General features: G+C 41.7%; 21 protein-coding genes. 5 read left to right on the top strand and 16 right to left on the bottom strand.

The features are described 5' to 3' along the window. Positions 1-25 precede the first annotated feature (25 nt). Positions 26-1,999 carry a DNA primase gene (gene dnaG / locus BUC10_RS13205; protein ID WP_073180437.1) on the bottom strand — a complete coding sequence of 658 codons (1,974 nt, stop codon included), beginning with the start codon at positions 1,997-1,999 and terminating at the stop codon, positions 26-28. A 215-nt stretch (positions 2,000-2,214) separates the two neighbouring features. Between dnaG and BUC10_RS13200 the strand changes: the two genes are divergently transcribed. After that, the gene (locus BUC10_RS13200) at positions 2,215-2,583 is read left to right on the top strand and encodes a DUF805 domain-containing protein (RefSeq protein WP_073180435.1); all 369 of its coding nucleotides are present in this window, start codon (positions 2,215-2,217) and stop codon (positions 2,581-2,583) included. Between the two features lie 80 nt (positions 2,584-2,663). Further along, positions 2,664-2,906: a zinc-ribbon domain-containing protein gene (locus BUC10_RS13195; RefSeq protein WP_073180433.1), complete on the top strand. Its 243-nt coding sequence runs from the start codon at positions 2,664-2,666 to the stop codon at positions 2,904-2,906. A gap of 55 nt (positions 2,907-2,961) precedes the next feature. Here the strand turns inward: BUC10_RS13195 and BUC10_RS13190 are convergent, their stop codons facing one another. The 10 genes from BUC10_RS13190 to rsgA form a co-directional block, all read right to left on the bottom strand. Then, on the bottom strand, positions 2,962-4,032 hold the full coding sequence (locus BUC10_RS13190) for a hypothetical protein (RefSeq protein WP_073180431.1): 1,071 nt from the start codon (positions 4,030-4,032) through the stop codon (positions 2,962-2,964). A gap of 89 nt (positions 4,033-4,121) precedes the next feature. Next, positions 4,122-4,847, bottom strand: coding sequence for a hypothetical protein (locus BUC10_RS13185; protein ID WP_073180429.1), 726 nt, complete (start codon positions 4,845-4,847; stop codon positions 4,122-4,124). An 8-nt stretch (positions 4,848-4,855) separates the two neighbouring features. Continuing rightward, the gene (locus tag BUC10_RS13180) at positions 4,856-5,428 is read right to left on the bottom strand and encodes an RNA polymerase sigma factor (RefSeq protein ID WP_073180427.1); all 573 of its coding nucleotides are present in this window, start codon (positions 5,426-5,428) and stop codon (positions 4,856-4,858) included. Positions 5,429-5,566: 138 nt separating this feature from the next. Continuing rightward, positions 5,567-6,544: a polyprenyl synthetase family protein gene (locus BUC10_RS13175; RefSeq protein WP_073180425.1), complete on the bottom strand. Its 978-nt coding sequence runs from the start codon at positions 6,542-6,544 to the stop codon at positions 5,567-5,569. Positions 6,545-6,727: 183 nt separating this feature from the next. Next, a complete protein-coding gene (gene rlmN / locus BUC10_RS13170; RefSeq protein ID WP_073180423.1) occupies positions 6,728-7,768 on the bottom strand; it encodes a dual-specificity RNA methyltransferase RlmN in 1,041 nt (346 codons plus the stop codon). 86 nt (positions 7,769-7,854) lie between these two features. Further along, positions 7,855-8,904, bottom strand: a complete 1,050-nt coding sequence (gene queA / locus BUC10_RS13165) for a tRNA preQ1(34) S-adenosylmethionine ribosyltransferase-isomerase QueA (protein ID WP_073180420.1) — start codon at positions 8,902-8,904, stop codon at positions 7,855-7,857. An 87-nt stretch (positions 8,905-8,991) separates the two neighbouring features. Beyond that, entirely contained in the window at positions 8,992-10,221 is a 1,230-nt protein-coding gene (gene aroA / locus BUC10_RS13160) for a 3-phosphoshikimate 1-carboxyvinyltransferase (protein WP_073180666.1), read from the bottom strand. Positions 10,222-10,290: 69 nt separating this feature from the next. After that, positions 10,291-10,617 carry a nucleotide pyrophosphohydrolase gene (locus tag BUC10_RS13155; protein WP_073180418.1) on the bottom strand — a complete coding sequence of 109 codons (327 nt, stop codon included), beginning with the start codon at positions 10,615-10,617 and terminating at the stop codon, positions 10,291-10,293. Continuing rightward, positions 10,617-11,069: a D-aminoacyl-tRNA deacylase gene (dtd, locus tag BUC10_RS13150; RefSeq protein ID WP_073180416.1), complete on the bottom strand. Its 453-nt coding sequence runs from the start codon at positions 11,067-11,069 to the stop codon at positions 10,617-10,619. Before dtd ends, BUC10_RS13155 begins: the two co-directional genes overlap by 1 nt. Then, positions 11,070-12,020: a ribosome small subunit-dependent GTPase A gene (gene rsgA, locus BUC10_RS13145; protein WP_073180414.1), complete on the bottom strand. Its 951-nt coding sequence runs from the start codon at positions 12,018-12,020 to the stop codon at positions 11,070-11,072. Between the two features lie 98 nt (positions 12,021-12,118). Between rsgA and BUC10_RS13140 the strand changes: the two genes are divergently transcribed. Both BUC10_RS13140 and BUC10_RS13135 read left to right on the top strand, forming a co-directional pair. Further along, positions 12,119-12,559 carry a hypothetical protein gene (locus tag BUC10_RS13140; protein ID WP_073180412.1) on the top strand — a complete coding sequence of 147 codons (441 nt, stop codon included), beginning with the start codon at positions 12,119-12,121 and terminating at the stop codon, positions 12,557-12,559. A 113-nt stretch (positions 12,560-12,672) separates the two neighbouring features. Then, the gene (locus tag BUC10_RS13135; RefSeq protein ID WP_073180410.1) at positions 12,673-13,113 is read left to right on the top strand and encodes a hypothetical protein; all 441 of its coding nucleotides are present in this window, start codon (positions 12,673-12,675) and stop codon (positions 13,111-13,113) included. A 62-nt stretch (positions 13,114-13,175) separates the two neighbouring features. On the opposite strand, the gene BUC10_RS13130 is transcribed toward BUC10_RS13135, so the two are convergent. The 5 genes from BUC10_RS13130 to BUC10_RS13110 form a co-directional block, all read right to left on the bottom strand. Beyond that, entirely contained in the window at positions 13,176-13,853 is a 678-nt protein-coding gene (locus BUC10_RS13130) for a head GIN domain-containing protein (RefSeq protein WP_073180408.1), read from the bottom strand. Positions 13,854-13,974: 121 nt separating this feature from the next. After that, positions 13,975-15,057: a bifunctional 3-deoxy-7-phosphoheptulonate synthase/chorismate mutase type II gene (locus tag BUC10_RS13125; protein WP_073180406.1), complete on the bottom strand. Its 1,083-nt coding sequence runs from the start codon at positions 15,055-15,057 to the stop codon at positions 13,975-13,977. An 8-nt stretch (positions 15,058-15,065) separates the two neighbouring features. After that, complete coding sequence (locus tag BUC10_RS13120) at positions 15,066-15,926, bottom strand: prephenate dehydrogenase (protein WP_073180404.1); 861 nt, start codon at positions 15,924-15,926, stop codon at positions 15,066-15,068. 1 nt (position 15,927) lies between these two features. Further along, the gene (locus BUC10_RS13115; RefSeq protein ID WP_073180401.1) at positions 15,928-17,070 is read right to left on the bottom strand and encodes a pyridoxal phosphate-dependent aminotransferase; all 1,143 of its coding nucleotides are present in this window, start codon (positions 17,068-17,070) and stop codon (positions 15,928-15,930) included. After that, a complete protein-coding gene (locus BUC10_RS13110) occupies positions 17,067-17,897 on the bottom strand; it encodes a prephenate dehydratase (protein WP_073180399.1) in 831 nt (276 codons plus the stop codon). The genes BUC10_RS13115 and BUC10_RS13110 overlap by 4 nt, the downstream gene beginning before the upstream one ends. Before the next feature lie 391 nt (positions 17,898-18,288). On the opposite strand from BUC10_RS13110, the gene gldA reads away from it, so the two are divergent. Next, a complete protein-coding gene (gene gldA / locus BUC10_RS13105) occupies positions 18,289-19,185 on the top strand; it encodes a gliding motility-associated ABC transporter ATP-binding subunit GldA (protein WP_073180397.1) in 897 nt (298 codons plus the stop codon). Positions 19,186-19,188: the final 3 nt, after the last annotated feature.

The following is a 19,188-nucleotide window of genomic DNA, read 5'->3' as shown; positions in this document are numbered from 1 at the left end:
GACCATGGTCTGGGATTTTGTTTTTTTACGAAAGTACCCTGTTCAATTTGGCATTCAACAGTTTATTCAACTGCAAGTAGTTCACAATTTCTTCCAATATTTCGGAATTATCCCCATTCTTCCCCTCGGTATCCAACTGCAGTTTCTTGATTCTTGTTTTTATCAGGTTACAGCGAAGCGTGAGTATTGTCTCACCTACCAATTGCGCTACCCCCTGCCCCTTAGCCTTCGGGTAAATATCTTTCCGTTCCCAATCGTGCAACGTATAGCGTTCTTCCTCCATTAAAATGGAAGACACTTCGCCAACAATTTCCTGGTCAAGTTCCGACAGGAAACTGTTTACCGTGAATTCTTCTTTGGCATTGAGCTCTTCAATGAGTTTGTAATAAATGGCCCTGAAGTTAACGTTTGCGAGTTCAATCTCATCTTCCTGAAGATCTAAGAACACCTTTTCATAAACCTTGGCCTCCACGGTTTCCGGTTCCAAAACCAAGTCGCCTTCGTCGTTTTCCTTCAGCACCAAGTCTTCAAATTCCTGTTTCTGATCACCATAGAGCAGCAACATTTCTATAACCTTCCGTTCCAACTCAAACTGCACATCCACCTTTTCGGTTACGGGGTCGCTTTTTACAACTTCAAAAGCCTTTTGCTCCTGATTTTGCTTTTTGAATGTATCCGCTGCGCCTTTCTTATCAATTTGGGCCAGAGTATTGTAAAGTACTTCTTCGGAAATCTGCATGATTTTGGCACATTCTTGAATGTAGACTTCCTTTTTAATTCGGTCAGGAATCTTGCTGATGCTATGTACAATATCGCGGATAGTATCCGCACGTTTAATGGGATCATTCGCAGCTTCCTCAGCTAAAAGGGAAGTTTTAAATTGAATGAAATCCTTGGCGTTTTCCTCAAGATAAAGCACCAAATCCTCATAGGTGTTGTTTTTGGCAAAACTATCGGGATCTTCACCTTCTGGGAAGGTACAGACCTTAACATCCATTCCCTGCTCCAGAATAAGATCTATCCCTCTAAGTGAGGCTCTAAGTCCGGCGGCATCCCCATCAAAAAGTACCGTGATGTTCTTGGTCAGTCTGTTGATAAGCCTAATCTGTTCCGGTGTCAACGCGGTTCCGCTGGAGGACACTACATTTTCCACCCCTCTTTGATACATCTGGATAACATCGGTGTATCCTTCCACCAAAAAACAATTGTCTTCTTTGGCTATTGCCTGTTTGGCAAAATATATCCCATAGAGCACCTTGCTCTTATGGTAAATCTCACTTTCTGGAGAATTCAGGTACTTTGCGGCCTTTTTATCATTGGTCAAAATACGTCCCCCGAAACCCAAAACCCTGCCACTCATCGAATGAATGGGGAACATGACCCGTCCTTTGAAGCGATCAAACTTTCTAGACTCGCCACCAGTTTGTTCCTTAACGATGGTTAGACCGGTCTTTTCCAAAAACTCCAACTGGTAGCCTTGATCCAAGGCAGATTTGGTGAAAGCCTCCCATTCATCCAAGCTATATCCCAAACCAAACTTTTTAATCGTATCATCCGTGAAACCACGTTCTTTAAAATACGAAAGACCTATTGCCTTTCCAGGCTGTGACTCCCATAAAGTATCGGAGAAGTATTTTTGTGCATATTCAGATACCAAATACATACTCTCCCTTTCATTGGCCTGTTCCTTTTGTTCATTGGTCTGCTCGGTCTCTTCGACCTCTATATTGTACTTTTTGGCCAGGTACTTTATGGCTTCGGGATAGGTAAAATGCTCATGTTCCATTAAAAATGCCACAACATTACCCCCTTTTCCACTACTAAAGTCCTTCCAAATCTGCTTCACGGGAGATACCATAAAACTTGGGGTGCGCTCATCGGTAAAAGGACTTAATCCCTTAAAATTGGAGCCAGATTTCTTGAGCTGCACAAAATCCCCGATTACCTCCTCCAAGCGGGCGGTTTCATAAACTTGATCTATGGTGTTCTTCGAAATCAAACTGTGGGATTAAATAGCCTCTAAAGGTAGCTAAAAAACAAAATTTTTATTGAAAAGTACCATTCATCAATTGAAAAGGGGCATCCATCAAACGCCGTAAGGGAAAATATTCTGTGAATCCTACTTTAAACGAGCAAATGGAGTCCAGAAACCATTTTCCAAACGGGGCGGAACCGAAAAGCCATATGAGTAGGAAAACCAACTAAAAACAAAGTATGAAGTGGTATTTAAAAGTTTTAAAACAGTATGCGGATTTCAAAGGACGCGCAAGAAGAAAAGAGTTTTGGATGTTTATTCTTTTCAATATGATTTTTGGTACAGCCGCTATGGTATTGGACAACATCATTGGGCTCTCTGGAGAAATGCCAATAGGCCCCGTCTATGGGCTATATATATTGGGGATGATACTGCCCAATCTTGCCGTTACCATCCGTAGACTTCATGACATTGGAAAAAAATGGACTTGGATTTTTGTCGGGTTGATTCCGGCAATTGGAGGTATTTGGTTGCTTCTGTTGCTGGTTAAAGACAGTGAAGCAGGAGTAAATCAATTTGGACCAAATCCGAAACTGGCAACCGAATAGATCTCGGGAAAAATCAACCTCTCCCTTTCCCCAGACATGATAAATGCTTTTCAAAAAGTGTAACTTGCCAAAAAAAGTAAATGATTCTTTTTTTTGGAACACGATCCGGCAAAAAAGAAAGTAAAAAACTAATCGGGGTAAGCTGTCCACATTGCGGGCAGCACGAAACCTTGACCTCAGTTTCCCAAGCCAATTATTTTCATTTGTTCTGGCTTCCCCTATTTAAAATAGGAACCAACAGTTTTGCAGAATGTTCCCATTGCAAACGTGGTTTCTATAAGGAGGAATTCACCCCTGAAATGGAAAGGGCTATAAACAGATAGAAAAGAGCGCAATCCGAAAGATGGAATTCTCGGCTGCGCTCGAATTGACAGTTGGTTATAAATCGAACCGTAGGCCCAAAGAAATGTTACGTTGCTCAACCTCCGCATCTTTGAAAATGGGGTTTAAGTCATATTTTACATACAATAGAATCTCATCAAAACCTGCATAAGCGCTTAGTCCATAAATGAGGTCGCTGGTGTTGTAGTCACGCTTAAATTTGTCCTTTACATTTTCTCCATCCCTGGAGTATTTTAGTTTCTGCCGAGTTCCCAGGTTAAGTCCCCCGTATCCACCGACACCGAATCTAAACTGGTTTTGAATAGAGTAACGAATGCTTTTTTCAGTCTCCCTAAACCGTGAAGGACCAAACTCAAAATGTATTGGGAACACCAGATTATCCATACGAAGTTTAGATTTGTCCAAATTGAACTCAAATTCCTCCAAGGTGGTTTGGTCCCCATTCTGGACAAAGATTTGGTTGTCATCAGGTTTTAACCCATTGAATTGAAAAGAAAACCCATAATTGAACCGTAGCCAATTGGAATTTTTGAATACCCTGGTCCGCCATTGCCATCCCATTTCAAAAAAACGGCTACCTCCAATTTTGTATGGAGAATCGTCCAAAGACTGCCCTTCGATAATGGCATTGTTAAGTCCTATGGCAAAAACAGGGTCCGAATAGGTCCGTCGGTCATATTTTATGTCTTGCCTCCATTTTCTAGAATTCGAAAAAAATATGGGCTCCCCATCAATTCGGATGGAAAAACCTTCATCGTCCTCATAATCTTGATCTTCATCGGCCACTACTAAGATTTCGCCATTGTTACGTTGCAGCAGTGAAATCTGATTGTCAATAATGGCCACTCTGTTCTCAATATTCAAAGCTCTCTTTTTTGCAACTTCGGCCTTTAGAAGTTTGGCCTCATCTGCACTAAGCTCGCCACGCTCCATTCGCCGGTTGATATCCTTCACCTCTTGTTTTAGAGCCTCCTTTTCTTGCTCGGTGATTTTCTCCTTCTTGGTCTTAAGGTCGTCTATTTTTCTCTCGTAGCGTTCTTGCCCCGCCATCTGGTGCGAAAGAAATAGAATTAGAAATGCAGTAATGTAAAGTGCGATTTTTGTCATGATTGATTTTTGATTCCCCTCTTAACCTCCCCTCCCAAACCAAGCTGGGAGAGGAAAACTAAAAAGGTATTTTGATTGATGAATAAAGTTTAATTGTTACGATCGGCCACTGCGGTACGAAGTTTAAAGTAACCGTCCTTGAGTGCATCAAAAATTTGATCTCGGAACGATTCGTCCAGCTCATCTTCAACTTCCGTGAGCAAGGCCATGGCGTCCACTCCACCTTCCGGAGTGAACAATTGTTCCGAAAGAATATCCCGTTGGGCAGCTCTAAGCAGGGAATCCACTTCGGCATCGCTCACCTCAGTATTAACGGATTCCAAAAGTCTCACCTGAGCAACCACCTCATTGATTTTTTCTGTTATAAGCGAATTGTTCTCTTCTAAAAAACTATCCTGTATCGGTGTTTGGGGGGCCTCGTCATTCTCTACCAGTATAATGGACTCCATTTGTGGTATTTCAGGGTTGTTGCCAACGCTGCCAACATGCTCTTCCCCACTATCAGAAACTACCTCTACCTGCTGTTCTTCCGTTCCCAGGACAACCACATCATTTTTCGGTGCACTACCACTATCAATTTGGGTATCCTGCTCCGCTATTTGAGTTTCTTGAACAGGTGCATCCTTTCTAAAAAAGAAGATAGAGGTCAGCAGAAGACCAATAAATCCGGCTGCGATGAAATATACCAACTTTCGGTTGCCTCTTTTGGTTGGTGCTTGAACCGTTTGGGCAGCTATTTTTTCCCAAGCTCTGGGGGAGGGTGAAATCTGCCTAGATTCCAGCTTGTCCTTAATATGTTTCTCCAATTTCTCCATAATTCCTGCTATTTGCCTTTTGATCTTTTGTTCGGCGACAATCCGCTTAGTTTTAGGTTTTCCTGCAGCATTTTTCTAGCCTTGAACAGTTGAGACTTGGAGGTGCCTTCTGAAATCTTCAACATTTTGGCAATTTCATGGTGTTTATAACCTTCTATGGCATAAAGCAAAAACACCATTTTATAGCCCTCTGGCAGTTCGTCAATTAATTGCTGTACATACTCCACATCAAATGCGGATGTCATCCCCTCATCTTGAGCAGGTTTGCTCAAATAGGTTTCCTCATCATAGACCACAAATTGTTTCTTCCTAAGGAACGATATGCACTCCCTAACCATAATTCGTCTAACCCATCCTTCAAAACTGCCCCGGTGCTCAAAAGAGTTCAAGTTTTTAAAGACCTTCACAAATCCATCCACCATGACATCCTCAGCAAAGTGCACATCTTTGATATACTGCCGACAAATACCAAGCATTTTAGGGGCAAACTTGTTATAAAGTTGCTTTTGGCTTTGCTGTTCGCCAGCTATGGCCTTTTTAATAAGCTGCTTCTCATTGGTATATAATGCGACAATCTTCAACAGTGGCTCCCAATTTGTTTGTTATAAAGATAGACGAGGAAAGTTTGAAAAGGGTTGCCCGCCAAATGATATTTTTTATCAAAACACCATAGGTTCCAAGCAGAACAGGGAAAGACTGTGCTAAAAAGAAGCGTTGGATTATTTTTTTCGGTCCACAACGTAGTTCACCATAAGGGTAAGAGCACTCTTATACTCAGAATCCGGGTAGTTGTCCAAGAGACCCAAAGCTTCGTCCTTAAAGGCGAGCATTTTGGTGACCGCATATTCCAATCCTCCCATTTCCTTTACGTATGCAATTACCTGCTTTACCCTCTTTTTATCCTTGTTGTGGTTTTTAATGGAATTTATAAGCCACTTCCTTTTTTCTTTATCACTCTGATTAAGTACATAAATCAAAGGGAGTGTCATTTTTTGTTCTTTGATATCAATCCCAGTGGGTTTACCTATCTTCTCTGCTCCGTAATCAAATAGGTCATCCTTAATCTGAAATGCCATTCCGCAGAGCTCTCCAAACTTCCGAAAAGTTTCCACGGCATCGGAGTGGGGTTGCACCGAGCATGCGCCCATACTGCAGCAAGCTGCTATCAAAGTGGCCGTTTTTTGTCGGATGATGTCATAGTACACCTCTTCCGTAATATCCAAAAGTCTGGCTTTTTCAATTTGCATTAACTCACCTTCGCTCATATCCCTTACGGCATTGGAGATGATATGTAGCAAATCATAATCCTTGTTCTCAAGAGCCACAAGAACTCCTTTCGAAAACAGAAAATCGCCTACCAAAACGGCTATCTTATTTTTCCAAAGTGCATTTATGGAGAAAAAACCACGACGTTTATGACTATCATCCACAACGTCATCATGGACCAGACTTGCGGTATGGATCAACTCTATGATAGAAGCACCGCAATAAGTGCGGTCATTAACCTTGCCGCCGTTGATCAACTTTGCCGTAAGAAAAACGAACATGGGTCGCATTTGCTTCCCTTTGCGGTTGACAATGTAAAAAGTGATTCTGTTGAACAGGGCAACCTTGGAAGACATGGATTTGAGGAACTTCTCCTCAAAAAGTTGCATTTCATCCTCTATAGGTTCCCTTATCTGCGAAACAACCTTCAATTCGACGCCTTTAGTTAATCTGATTTTGGAAGCCTAAAAGTAGGGAAAATGCCAGAGTTCATCACTGGATATTCCGAGTTTTAGGATGGGTGGTTTAAAGCTTCGGCAAACTACCAAGAAAATAGTACAATAAACAGATAACAATTTACAATGGATTAATGGCCATTGACAATTTAATATTGATCATTGTTTGTTGGCCAACTGCCCACAGGCAGCATCAATGTCCTTGCCACGAGAACGTCTAACGGTAACTGTAATCCCGTTTTGCTCAAGAATATTTTGGTACATTTCCACTGCTTTGGCCGATGCCTGTTGGAATTCTCCGTCATCTATGGGGTTGTACTCAATGATATTAACTTTTGACGGAGCGAATTTGCAAAATTTAACCAATGCATCCACTGCCTCTTTAGTATCATTAATCCCGCTCCATACCACATATTCATAGGTAATCCTACTTTTAGTTTGGGCATACCAATATTCCAGTGCTTCCCTTAGGTCCTTAAGCGGAAAAGTGGCATTAAAGGGCATAATGGACGTACGGACCTCATCTATAGCGGAATGCAGTGAAACTGCGAGTCCAAACTTCACTTTTTCATCCGCCATTCTTTTGATCATCTTGGGCACGCCAGAAGTGGACACCACGATACGTTTTGGTGACATTCCTAAACCTTCCGGGGAGGTGATTTTCTCTATGGCATTGAGCACATTGTTATAGTTCATCAAAGGTTCCCCCATGCCCATAAACACAATATTGCTCAATGGCCTGTTAAAGTATAAGCGACTTTCGTTATCAATGGCCACCACCTGATCATATATCTCATCGGGGTTTAGGTTCCGCATTCGTTTTAGTCTGGCCGTAGCACAAAATCTACAGTCCAAACTACAACCCACCTGACTGGAAACACAGGCGGTGGTGCGTGTTTCAGTGGGAATCAGAACTGATTCGACCACCAGTCCATCATGCAGGCGAACAGCGTTCTTAATGGTCCCATCCGAACTACGCTGCATCTGATCCACCTTGATATGGTTGATCACAAAATGTTCTTCCAACATACTGCGGGTCTCTTTGGAGATGTTCGTCATGGCATCAAAGGAATGTGCGGATTTCTGCCACAACCATTCGTATACTTGGTTACCTCTAAAGGCCTTATCCCCCTGATCGACAAAAAAATCCCTCAGTTGATCCTTTGTCAATGCCCGTATATCCTTTTTTTTTCTTTCCACTGCCTAAATATAGTCAAGAAAAAATCCCGAAGAGCCAATGAAAGCCTAACGGGATTCTATTTTGTTTCCTGCAAAGCAGGTATGTTTTATATGATCAACATGGCATCACCATAAGAGTAAAAGCGATATTGCTCCAAAATAGCTTGTTTATATGCTTTTTTCATAAGATCATGTCCAATAAATGCCGAAACCATCATCAATAATGTGGACTTGGGTAAATGGAAGTTTGTAATCATACAATTGGCAATACTGAAATCGTAGGGAGGGAAAATGAACTTGTTGGTCCAACCCTCAAACGTATTTAAGGTATGTTCTGATGAAACAGCACTTTCCAAACCTCGCATTACCGTGGTACCCACTGCGCAAATACGCCTCTTACTTTGCTTGGCATTGTTCACCACCTCGGTCGCTTTTTCATCAATGACCAATTCTTCGCTATCCATTTTATGTTTGGAAAGGTCTTCTACCTCAACAGGATTGAAGGTTCCCAATCCGACGTGAAGGGTTACTTCCGCAAAATCAACACCTTTGATCTCCAATCTTTTGAGTAGATGCTTCGAAAAATGCAATCCAGCTGTTGGCGCTGCCACAGCACCTTCATATTTTGCGTAAATGGTCTGATAGCGTTCCTCGTCCTCGGGCTCCACATCGCGCTTGATGTATTTAGGCAATGGTGTTTCGCCCAATTGCCTAAGTTTTCTTCTGAAATCCGTATAAGAACCATCATAAAGAAAACGAAGCGTCCGTCCTCTTGAGGTTGTATTATCGATTACCTCAGCCACCAGGCTTTCATCTTCACCAAAATAAAGTTTGTTGCCAATCCTGATCTTTCTGGCCGGATCCACTAGAACATCCCAAAGACGTTGTTCTTGGTTCAATTCTCGCAACAAGAACACTTCGATTCTGGCCCCTGTCTTTTCTTTGTTACCATAAAGTCTCGCAGGAAACACTTTGGTATTGTTCAGCACCATTACATCTCCTTCATCAAAATAATTGATAAGGTCTTTGAACATTTTATGTTCAATTTTTCCTGTATCCCTGTGAATCACCATAAGTTTGGATTCATCCCTGTTTTCTGCGGGATATTCTGCCAATAGTTCCTTAGGTAATTCAAAGTTGAAGTTTGATAATTTCATGTAGACTTTTTTTGGATATTTTTAAAAGAGGGCAAATATACAATCTCGGTATAGGGGATGTCAAGTAATTTGACGATTAAATGCCAATTACAATTCCTCGGTACTAAAACCAAGGGTTTTTAAGTCCTTCCAAAAATCAGGGTAGGATTTGGAAACGACTCCAGCATCATTTACTATTAAAGTGGTTTTAAGCCCAAGAGGACCAAAAGCCATGGCCATTCTATGGTCATGATAAGTATCAATAGTAGCCCCGGATACAATCGGCTTGGAGGGTTGAAGTGTCAAGCTCTCATGATCAATGACTACGGTAGCACCAACTTTTTGTAATTCAGTTTGCATGGCCGCCAACCGATCTGTTTCCTTTATAGGAAGTGTGTGTAAGCCCGTGAGACGGCACCCCATCCCCAATCCAAAACAGGTTACCGATATGGTTTGCGCGATATCAGGTGCATTGGACAAGTCATAACTTATGGTGTCAACTTCGCTTTCCCGTACTTTGGACAGGGTTATTTGATGTTCTGAAAAGGAAGTTTCAACTCCAAAATCAGTGTAAACTTTGGCCAAAATACTATCTCCCTGCAATGAATTTTCCTTATAAGAGGATAATTTGATTTCCGTGCCCACATCCGCCAAGGCCACAATACTGTAAAAATAGCTGGCAGAACTCCAGTCTGATTCCACCACCAGGGTGGTTTTTTCAATTGATTTTTTGGGCGTAACCCGGATTTGATTCCCCTCAAATTCTGTTTCCACCCCAATGTGATCCAACAATCCAAGGGTCATCTTGATGTATGGCACAGAGGTAATCTTTCCCACCAACTCCAATTCCAGTCCGTTTTCCAAACTTGGTGCTATCAATAGCAAAGCAGAAATATACTGGCTGCTGATATTAGCAGGAAGCGAAACCTGATTATTAGTAAGCTTTTTACCCCTAATCTTTATAGGAGGATACCCCTCATTCTTTTCATAAGTGATTTCAGCGCCGAGTTCTCGAAGTGCCTCTACCAAAACTTTGATAGGTCGTTCTTGCATACGATGGGAACCGGTCAGCACTACTTCTTTCCCTTCTTGGGAGGCAAAATACGCCGTAAGAAAGCGCATCGCTGTTCCCGCATGATGGATATCGACAACCCCTTTGGATGTAGCCAATCCTTTTTGCATCACTTCTCCATCATCTGAGTTGGATAGATTTTCTATGCTAATATCAGAGAAAAGGGCTTGGAGCAATAAAGATCTATTGGTCTCGCTTTTAGAGCCCGTAACTTTGATAGATTTCCGGATTAATTTATCCTTGGAATAGGAAATTTGGAGTTTCAATGCCTTGGTATTTGGTTGAAAGACCAAAGCTAGAAAAAACACCCTTAACCTACCTGCTCAGGTGTAACTTTATTTGAGCTTTTTGTTATTCTGATGACGGTCGTGGTCTCGTTTTGTCTTTAGGTCCAATTTTCTGTCAAAAGCTTCCTGTAGGTCCACTCCGGTCTGATTGGCAAGACAGAGCACAACGAACAAAACATCGGCCAACTCTTCCCCTAGGTCTTTATCCTTATCGGATTCCTTTTCACTTTGTTCCCCATAGCGCCTTGCAATGATTCTGGCTACCTCCCCGACCTCCTCTGTCAACTGGGCCATATTGGTAAGTTCATTAAAATAACGGACACCATGGTTCTTGATCCATTCGTCCACTGCTGTTTGGGCGTTTGAGATATTCATTATTCCTTGTTTTTAGTATCAATCCAAATGGTAACTGGACCATCGTTGAGTAAGTCCACTTTCATATCAGCACCAAATACTCCCGTTCCCACTTTTTTTCCCAAGTCCAGCTCAACTTTGGTAACAAAGCGTTCGTACATGGGAATGGCAAACTCAGGTTTAGCGGCCTTGATATAAGAGGGTCTGTTTCCCTTTTTGGTCTGTGCATGCAGTGTAAACTGGCTCACAATAATCATTTCGCCATTTTCATCTAAAATAGAGCGGTTCATTACCTCTTGTTCATCATTAAAAACGCGAAGATTGACCACCTTTTTGGAAAGCCAAGAAATATCATCCTCCGTATCTGACGCTTCAATTCCCAGCAGTACCAACAGTCCGTTTTGGATGCTGGAAACCAACTCGTCATTAACCGTAACACTGGCCCTACTAACCCTTTGGATAACCGCTCTCATCTAGTTTTCTTTATATATGTCGGTTCTGTAATTCTCTTCTTCACCGGTAATCATCTGTATATAACTGCGGTACCTACTCCACGCAATTTCATTGTTTTCCAAAGCATTTTTTACTGCGCATTTGGGCTCATCCATGTGCAGACAATTGTTGAATTTGCATTCCGATTTTAATCGGAAAAACTCTGGAAAATAGTCCCCAATCTCATCTTCCTCCATATCCACAATTCCGAATCCCTTAATCCCTGGGGTATCAATTATCCTGGCTCCAAAGGAAAGATCGTACATCTCTGCAAAAGTGGTAGTATGTTGCCCTTGCAGGTGTTGCTCAGAGATTTCAGCAGTTTTTAGCTTAAGTCCTGGTTCAAGTGCGTTCACCAAAGTGGATTTACCCACCCCGGAATGTCCCGCAAACATGCTCACCCTATCCTTCATCAAATCCCTTACGGCTTCCACATTTTCCCATTCTTTGGCTGCTATTTCCAAGCAATGATATCCTATTTCCCTATATAGGTTTACCAAATATTCCACCTCGACCATTTCATCCTTATCGTATACATCCATTTTGTTGAACAGCAATACCACGGGAATGTCGTAGGCTTCCGCAGTAACTAAAAACCTATCGATGAAACTTGTAAAGGTGGGTGGATTGTTCAAGGTAATGAGCAGAAAGACCTGATCTAAATTTGCCGCTATAATATGCGTTTGCTTGGAAAGCTTTACCGATTTTCGAATGATGTAGTTCTTACGGGGCTTTATCTCGGAAATGATCGCAACCGATTCATCTCCCACTTTGGTCAAATCAAAAACCACTTCATCCCCAACCGCAATGGGATTTGTGCTTTTAATACCCTTAATTCTGAACTTCCCTTTAATACGGCATTCATAAAAACTACCGTCCTCCGTTCTTACGGTGTACCAACTTCCGGTAGATTTATAAACTATGCCTTGCACTATTTGTTAAAATTTTCTCTACAAAGAAACAATAATCCACGCTTTAGTGCGTATATCTTTGTGAACAGTTTGTTTTTAACTATAATCCAATCATAATTATGAAAAAAATCTTTTTTATCGCAGTCATCGCACTTGCAGCAGTATTTGAAACGAATGCACAACAGTACAAAGTCATCACCAGTGTGGAATCCATTGTTCCCAACGGATTGGGACGATCTAGAATCGTAAATGCCTTGGAGGACAAGGACTACAGAGAGTACACCAGCGTACAGACTGAGGAGGACAACACAAGGAACAAATCCAAAAGAGGAGAGATTCGGGTAAAGAACTTTGAGGAAACCAAATTGTTGAACTTTTACAATATTGGCGGTATACGTTTCCAAAATATCGCTGCGAATGATGCCTTACTTACTTCCATGATCAATGATATGATCGCAAACGGATGGGAATTGGCATTTGTAACAAGTGCTGTGGAAAGTGAAGGTGGAAAAGGAGATGGAAAAGGTATATTCATAACCCGATACATTTTTAGAAAATAGATTTCACCCTAATAACTTTAAGCCCTTTGAGTTCTCAAAGGGCTTTTTTTTGCGTCCTATGCAACCCCTTGACATTTTCTCTTGTCCTTCTAGTGTATTAAACAGAAAACATTATGAAGAAAGTTTTATTAGTTGCAGGATTTTTATTCACCGCAAGTTTAAGCCTACAGGCACAAGAGTATAAAGTAATCACCAGTGTGGAATCGATTATCTCCAGTGGACTGGGCAGATCTAGAATCATCAACGCCTTGGAGGAACGTGATTACAAGGAGTATACCAGCGTTCAGACCAACGATGACAATACCAGAAATAAGTCTAAAAGAGGGGACATTCGGGTAAAGAATTTTGAGGAAACCAAACTACTCAACTTCTTTAACCTTGGAGGTATTCGTTTCCAAAATATAGCTGCGAATGACGCGGTTATTTCCTCAATGATCAATGACATGATCGCAAACGGATGGGAGTTGGCCTTTGTGAACAGTGCTGTGGAAAGTGATGGCGGAGAGGATGACAGCCAAGGTATTTTTATCACCCGTTACATTTTCAAAAAATGATGAATTAGCCGATAAAAAAAGCTCGTGATGTGAACACGGGCTTTTTTTATTTCTGTCTGTTGTTAATCAACAACATAGATTCGTCCACCCGCAAAGGTATTCTTGAAGACCCTTTTAGGTTTGCCATAAACATGGACATCACCTCCAGCCTTGACATTGATATCGACTTGGTCCGAAGCAAAAACATCTGCCTCCCCCCCCGCTGAAATCTTTACATCGGTTTTTTCAGTTCTTAAAGCGCGTCCTTCAAAAATCCCTCCAGTATTTAATACGATGGATTGATTTTTGGCCAATCCAGACGCTTCCACAATTCCTCCTGTAACTGCTCGAATTTCCGCATAATCCACGTCCATTCCGATATGGATTTTAGCTCCTTCCTGGGCACGCAGCTCAATTTTGCTTTTGTTCACCAATTCGTTGCAGGTGATTCGAGCTCCTTCATTTCCGTCGATAACATCAAGGTCGGTATAGTACACCTCGATCATGGTATCCTCCCCAAGGAATTTTTTGTCCAATTTCATGCGCAGCTTTAACACCCCATCACGGTTCATCCAAATGATATCATCCACATTTCGCCCCTTTATGACGATTCTGTTTTCGTCCTCAGACTGAATCAAATTTACCTCGATCAAATCGAAAACCTTAATCTTATTAAAGTCCCCGACCTCAGTATCAATCATACGCTGTGAAAAAGCCATGGATGCAAAAAGTGAAAAACAAAGTATAGCTAGATTTTTCATAGTAGTGTATTTAGTTTTTTTAAAGAGGTATCAATTACTATAATGTTACACTTTATTTCATAAAAAATGCCATTTGAAACCAAATTTGTTCCAAATGGCATTCTATTTAAATGTCTAGCTTCTAAGCGTTAATAACCTTTTCCTGATGATTTATGGATTCTTGGTGAATGGCTTTGAACATTCTAAGCACAAATTCCTCGCTCAATCCTTTGGATTCACCTTCCAAGATCATTTTGCCCAAAATAGCGTTCCATCGATTGGTCTGAAGTACCGCAACATTTTTCTGTTTTTTGAGCTCTCCTATTCCATCCGAAACCTTCATACGTTTTCCCAGAATATCGATCAATTGGTTATCGATCACATCAATTTGGGCTCTGAGATTGCTCAATTTGCTGTTGTACTCCGCCTCGGCATCAGTTTCTTTCCTAATTCGCAAATCTTGCATGATTTGTACCAAACGACTTGGGGTTACTTGTTGCGCAGCATCACTCCAGGCACTATCCGGATCATGATGGGTCTCGATCATCAATCCATCAAAATTCAGGTCCAAAGCAGTCTGGGATACATCAAAAATCATATCGCGCTTACCCGTAATGTGGCTAGGATCATTGATGATCGGCAAATCAGGAAATTTGGACTGTAATTCAATCGCCAGCTGCCACTCCGGAATATTTCTGTATTTGGTTTTTTCGTAAGTAGAAAACCCTCTATGGATTACCCCCAGTTTTTTTATGTTCGAAGATGCCAATCGCTCAACAGCACCAAGCCACAACGATAAATCAGGATTCACCGGGTTTTTAATGAGTACAATTTTATCGGTTCCCTCCAAGGCATCTGCAATCTCCTGAACAATGAATGGGCTAACGGTGGACCGAGCTCCGATCCATAATAAGTCCACATCGTGTTCCAAGGCCAAATCTACATGGTTCCTATTAGCGACTTCCGTAGCAGTTTTAAGACCTGTCTCTTCCTTCACCTTTTGCAACCACTTCAATCCTATAGCACCCACGCCTTCAAAATTTCCTGGTCTGGTTCTCGGCTTCCAAATCCCAGCTCGGTAATAGTTGACATCTGTATCTTTTAGGTCATGTGCTATTTTCAGCACCTGATCTTCAGTTTCCGCACTGCACGGACCGGCTATTACTAGAGGGTGGGGCAGATTCATGTCATCCAACCATTTTCTCATTTGCTTATTGTTCTCCATAATACATGCTATTTTTTTGTAAGTGGTATTCCTTTTAATATTTGTTTTATTCTGTTGGTATTGTTCATTTCCTGATATACATCCTCGTAGGCGTTCCCCAATAGTAGTTCCTTAAATTGTTCCAGATTTTGAATGTACTCCTCTAAGGATTCGACCACATTGGCCTTATTTTGTTCAAAAATGGGAGTCCACATATCTGGGGAACTTTTGGCCAAACGCACAGTGCTTTCAAAACCACTGCCCGCGAGATCAAAAATATCACGCTCATTTTTTTCTTTTTCAATAACTGTCTTTCCCAACATAAAGGAGCTGATATGTGATAAATGAGATACGTAGGCGATATGCTTGTCGTGGGCTTGTGGGTTCATATACCGAATTCGCATTTTCAGTTGCTGAAAAATCTCCAAAGCTCTTTCCTGTAATTTAAATGCTGTCTTCTCTACCTCACAAATGATATTGGTTTTTCCCTCGTACAGTCCATTAATGGCTGCGGAAGGTCCTGAAAATTCGGTTCCCGCGATGGGATGACAGGCCAAGAAGTTCCTTCTTTTGGGGTGATTTTCCACCACTTCACAAATCAAGTTTTTAGTGGAACCTGCATCCACCACAACGGTGTCATCTCCGACGGCATCCAGTATTTTGGGCAATTCCAGAACCAAAGCGTTTACCGGGATGCTTACAAAGACAAGGTCCGCATTGGATAAAGTACCATAGTCGCCCTTTTGGTCTATGATTCCCAAATTTAGAGCCTCTTCCAAATGCGTCTCACTCTTGTCAATTCCAGCAATGGCAGCATTAGGATATAATTTCTTAACATCCTTGGCAAAGGATCCTCCAATCAAACCTACTCCAACGACAACTAGATTCATATCAAAATCTTTCAATGGCTTCTTTTATTTTTTCTTCTTTTACGCAAAGCGAAAAGCGTATGTAGCCTTCCCCATTACTTCCAAAAATGGTCCCAGGAGCAATGAAAATATGCTTGTCATATAATACTTTATCAATAAACTCTTCCGAAGGCAAAGAACCCTCGGGGAGTTTACTCCATACAAACATCCCCACGGCATTTCTGTCATAGGCACATCCCAGTTTTTCGACCAGTTGAAACATGAGTTCCCTTCGTCTGTTGTACACCTCATCCAAACCTTCAAACCAGTCTGGCCCGCTGTTCAAAGCCGCGATGGCCCCTTTTTGAATGCCATAGAACATCCCTGAGTCCATATTACTTTTTACCTTAAGGACCGCGTTGATATGCTCTTGGTTACCCAGAACCATCCCTACTCGCCATCCCGCCATGTTGAAGGTTTTGCTCAAACTGTTCAATTCCAAGGCGCAATCCTTGGCCCCGTCAACAGAAAGAATACTTGTGGGATTTTTGGACAGTACAAAGCTATAAGGGTTATCATTAACCAGAAGTATCTGATGTTTTTTAGCAAAATCAACCAAATGGGATAATTGCTCCCGATCTGCGGTTGCACCGGTTGGCATGTGCGGGTAGCTTACCCACATCAACTTCACCTTGGACAAATCAGTTTGCGAAAGTGCTTCCAAATCCGGAAACCAGTTGTTCTCGGCCTTAAGGTCGTAGGTTCTAGGCACAGCCCCAATTAATTTGGTCACCGAACTATAGGTTGGATAACCCGGATTGGGCAGCAATACCTCATCACCTTCATTTAAAAAAGCCAGGCCAATATGCATGATTCCCTCTTTGGACCCCATTAGGGGCAAGATTTCATTAGCCGGATTTACGGTCACTCCGAACTTTACCTTATAAAACTCGGCAATCGCATTTCTGAGTTCTGGAAGTCCTTGATAACTCTGATATTGATGGGCCCCGGTATCTGCAATAGCCGCCTTTAAAGTTTCCAACACCTTAGGGGATGGTGCCAAATCAGGGCTTCCGATTCCCATGTTTATGATAGGCTTCCCTTCCTGAATCAGGCCTCGGACTTCCCGCAGCTTTCTCGAGAAATAGTACTCCTGAACGGTATGTAATCGCTCCGCTGTAATCATGGTAAAAGTGCATTTTTGTATTCTCCCAAAACCCTGAAATCCTCCGACATGATCTCCAGCAAGGATTTGGCTTTCTCAAATTGCGCATAGGCTTCAAAGGTGACATCTACAAAGAAGGCATACTTCCAAGGTGTCTCAATTACGGGCAAGGATTGAATTTTGGTCAGGTTTAGATTGCAATCACTCATTACGTTCAACACGGTGGCCAAACTTCCCCGTTTATGGTCCGTGATAAATCGTAAAGAAGCTTTGTTGATTTCCTCCTTCGGCAAAACCTTATTTTTCTTTTTAAGAACGATAAAGCGAGTGGCGTTGTTCTTTATGGTCTGGATTTCCGGTGCAATAATATCCAAGTCATATAAATCGGCGGCAACCTTTGGAGCAATCGCTCCAATTCGGCTCAGACCTTCTTCTTTAATGCGTTTGGCCGTTTCTGCGGTATCCGCAGCTTCCACCAATTTTATATGTGGATATTGTTTAAAGAACTTTTTGCATTGGAGCAAGGCCATGGGATGCGAGTGTACTTCTTCGACATCATCAATGCTGGTGCCCCGTAATACCATTAGATTGTGATGAATGCTCAAATAATGTTCCCCGATAATGTGGAGGCTGTTGTGGTACACCAAATTGTAATTGGGGATTATGGAGCCGGCAATGGAATTCTCGATGGCCATGACGCCTTTATCTGCTGACCCTTCACAAAGATGGTCCACCATGGAGTCAAAAGAAAGACACTCCACCAATTCCGTATCTGTACCAAAAAAATCCTTGGCCACCTGATGATGGTTAGATCCCTTGATTCCCTGAATTGCAATTTTTAAACCCATGGTAAAAAAAAAGCCCCGATTTTATCGGGACTTTATGTGTTTGTTTATACTAGCGCATATTCAGAACAGTCCCGTAACTCTCTTAAAAAAGAAGTAAAAGTAAAAACCGTTCCAGAAATACGTTTTTGTCATTTTGTACTAAATATTGGGCTAAGATAGTTATTCAGATGAAATCCGAATGCATCCGCCAAATTTTTTTAGATTTTTTGAACATCCTTTGAAATCGTTGCATATTATTTGGTCAAAAGCAATTTTAGTTTGGGATTCTTCAATTTCAATCCTTTCCCTGCTTTTAAATGTGTTAAGGAACCAACGGGTTTTTTACGCATCTAAGTAAAAAAACAAACAATAAAATATCTAAACCTGTATTTTTGGATACAAACTTCTCGGCATGTCCATTACCGTAACTAAAATCACCAAAACTTTTGGAAGTCAAATTGCCTTGGACCATATCTCCTTCTCAATAGCAAAAGGGGAAATTGTGGGTTTCTTGGGGCCAAATGGCGCAGGAAAATCCACCATGATGCGCATTTTGACAACCTATTCCAAAGCAGATTCCGGGAACGCTATGGTTGACGGCCATGATGTCGTAGAGTCCAAACCAGCAGTTCAAAGAAGCATTGGCTACTTGCCAGAACACAATCCGCTCTACCTGGATATGTATGTTAGGGAGTATCTCGGTTTTAATGCAAATGCTTATAAAACGGATACAGCCAGAATTGAAGAGGTTATAGAACAAACTGGTCTCACCCCTGAAGCACACAAAAAAATTGGGCAACTTTCTAAAGGATATCGCCAGCGTGTAGGTTTGGCCGCAGCACTTTTACACAATCCGGAAGTTCTAATTTTAGATGAGCCCACTACAGGGCTGGATCCTAATCAGCTTATAGAGATTAGAAAATTGATTCGAAATATTGGCAAAACAAAGACCGTTTTGCTTTCCACCCATATTATGAAGGAAGTGGAGGCCGTGTGTGATCGGGTCATTATCATCAATAAGGGGGTATTGGTAGCAGATAAAAAACTAGATGAACTACGTGATGTTGAGGAGCAAATTATTGAGGTAGAGTTTGATTACCGGGTTGAAGAAGTGCTTCTAAATAATCTGCCCCATGTATCCCGGGTAAAAAATACCGGAGGTTTTGTATACGAACTCACTTTTTCCACAGAAACGGACATGAGGCCGGCAGTTTTTGATTTTGCCCATGACAATCAATTGAAAACTTTACAGTTGAGCAGAAAAAATAAAAATCTGGAAAGTTTGTTCTCCGAGTTGACCAACACCTAGTTG

It is taken from the genome of Flagellimonas flava (assembly GCF_900129665.1).
GTDB classification, from domain to species: Bacteria; Bacteroidota; Bacteroidia; order Flavobacteriales; family Flavobacteriaceae; genus Flagellimonas; species Flagellimonas flava.
The sequence above is the reverse complement of the archived record's forward strand: the minus strand, read 5'-3'. Positions and strand labels throughout refer to the sequence as shown.

What these genes read in the sequence shown, in the direction of transcription:
- BUC10_RS13200 (WP_073180435.1), top strand. Translation starts at nt 2,215, where the DNA reads ATGAAGTGGTATTTAAAAGTTTTAAAACAGTATGCGGATTTCAAAGGA.
- BUC10_RS13195 (WP_073180433.1), top strand. Translation starts at nt 2,664, where the DNA reads ATGATTCTTTTTTTTGGAACACGATCCGGCAAAAAAGAAAGTAAAAAA.
- BUC10_RS13190 (WP_073180431.1), bottom strand. Translation starts at nt 4,032, where the DNA reads ATGACAAAAATCGCACTTTACATTACTGCATTTCTAATTCTATTTCTT.
- BUC10_RS13185 (WP_073180429.1), bottom strand. Translation starts at nt 4,847, where the DNA reads ATGGAGAAATTGGAGAAACATATTAAGGACAAGCTGGAATCTAGGCAG.
- queA (WP_073180420.1), bottom strand. Translation starts at nt 8,904, where the DNA reads ATGAAATTATCAAACTTCAACTTTGAATTACCTAAGGAACTATTGGCA.
- BUC10_RS13155 (WP_073180418.1), bottom strand. Translation starts at nt 10,617, where the DNA reads ATGAATATCTCAAACGCCCAAACAGCAGTGGACGAATGGATCAAGAAC.
- dtd (WP_073180416.1), bottom strand. Translation starts at nt 11,069, where the DNA reads ATGAGAGCGGTTATCCAAAGGGTTAGTAGGGCCAGTGTTACGGTTAAT.
- BUC10_RS13140 (WP_073180412.1), top strand. Translation starts at nt 12,119, where the DNA reads ATGAAAAAAATCTTTTTTATCGCAGTCATCGCACTTGCAGCAGTATTT.
- BUC10_RS13135 (WP_073180410.1), top strand. Translation starts at nt 12,673, where the DNA reads ATGAAGAAAGTTTTATTAGTTGCAGGATTTTTATTCACCGCAAGTTTA.
- BUC10_RS13130 (WP_073180408.1), bottom strand. Translation starts at nt 13,853, where the DNA reads ATGAAAAATCTAGCTATACTTTGTTTTTCACTTTTTGCATCCATGGCT.
- BUC10_RS13125 (WP_073180406.1), bottom strand. Translation starts at nt 15,057, where the DNA reads ATGGAGAACAATAAGCAAATGAGAAAATGGTTGGATGACATGAATCTG.
- BUC10_RS13120 (WP_073180404.1), bottom strand. Translation starts at nt 15,926, where the DNA reads ATGAATCTAGTTGTCGTTGGAGTAGGTTTGATTGGAGGATCCTTTGCC.
- BUC10_RS13115 (WP_073180401.1), bottom strand. Translation starts at nt 17,070, where the DNA reads ATGATTACAGCGGAGCGATTACATACCGTTCAGGAGTACTATTTCTCG.
- BUC10_RS13110 (WP_073180399.1), bottom strand. Translation starts at nt 17,897, where the DNA reads ATGGGTTTAAAAATTGCAATTCAGGGAATCAAGGGATCTAACCATCAT.
- gldA (WP_073180397.1), top strand. Translation starts at nt 18,289, where the DNA reads ATGTCCATTACCGTAACTAAAATCACCAAAACTTTTGGAAGTCAAATT.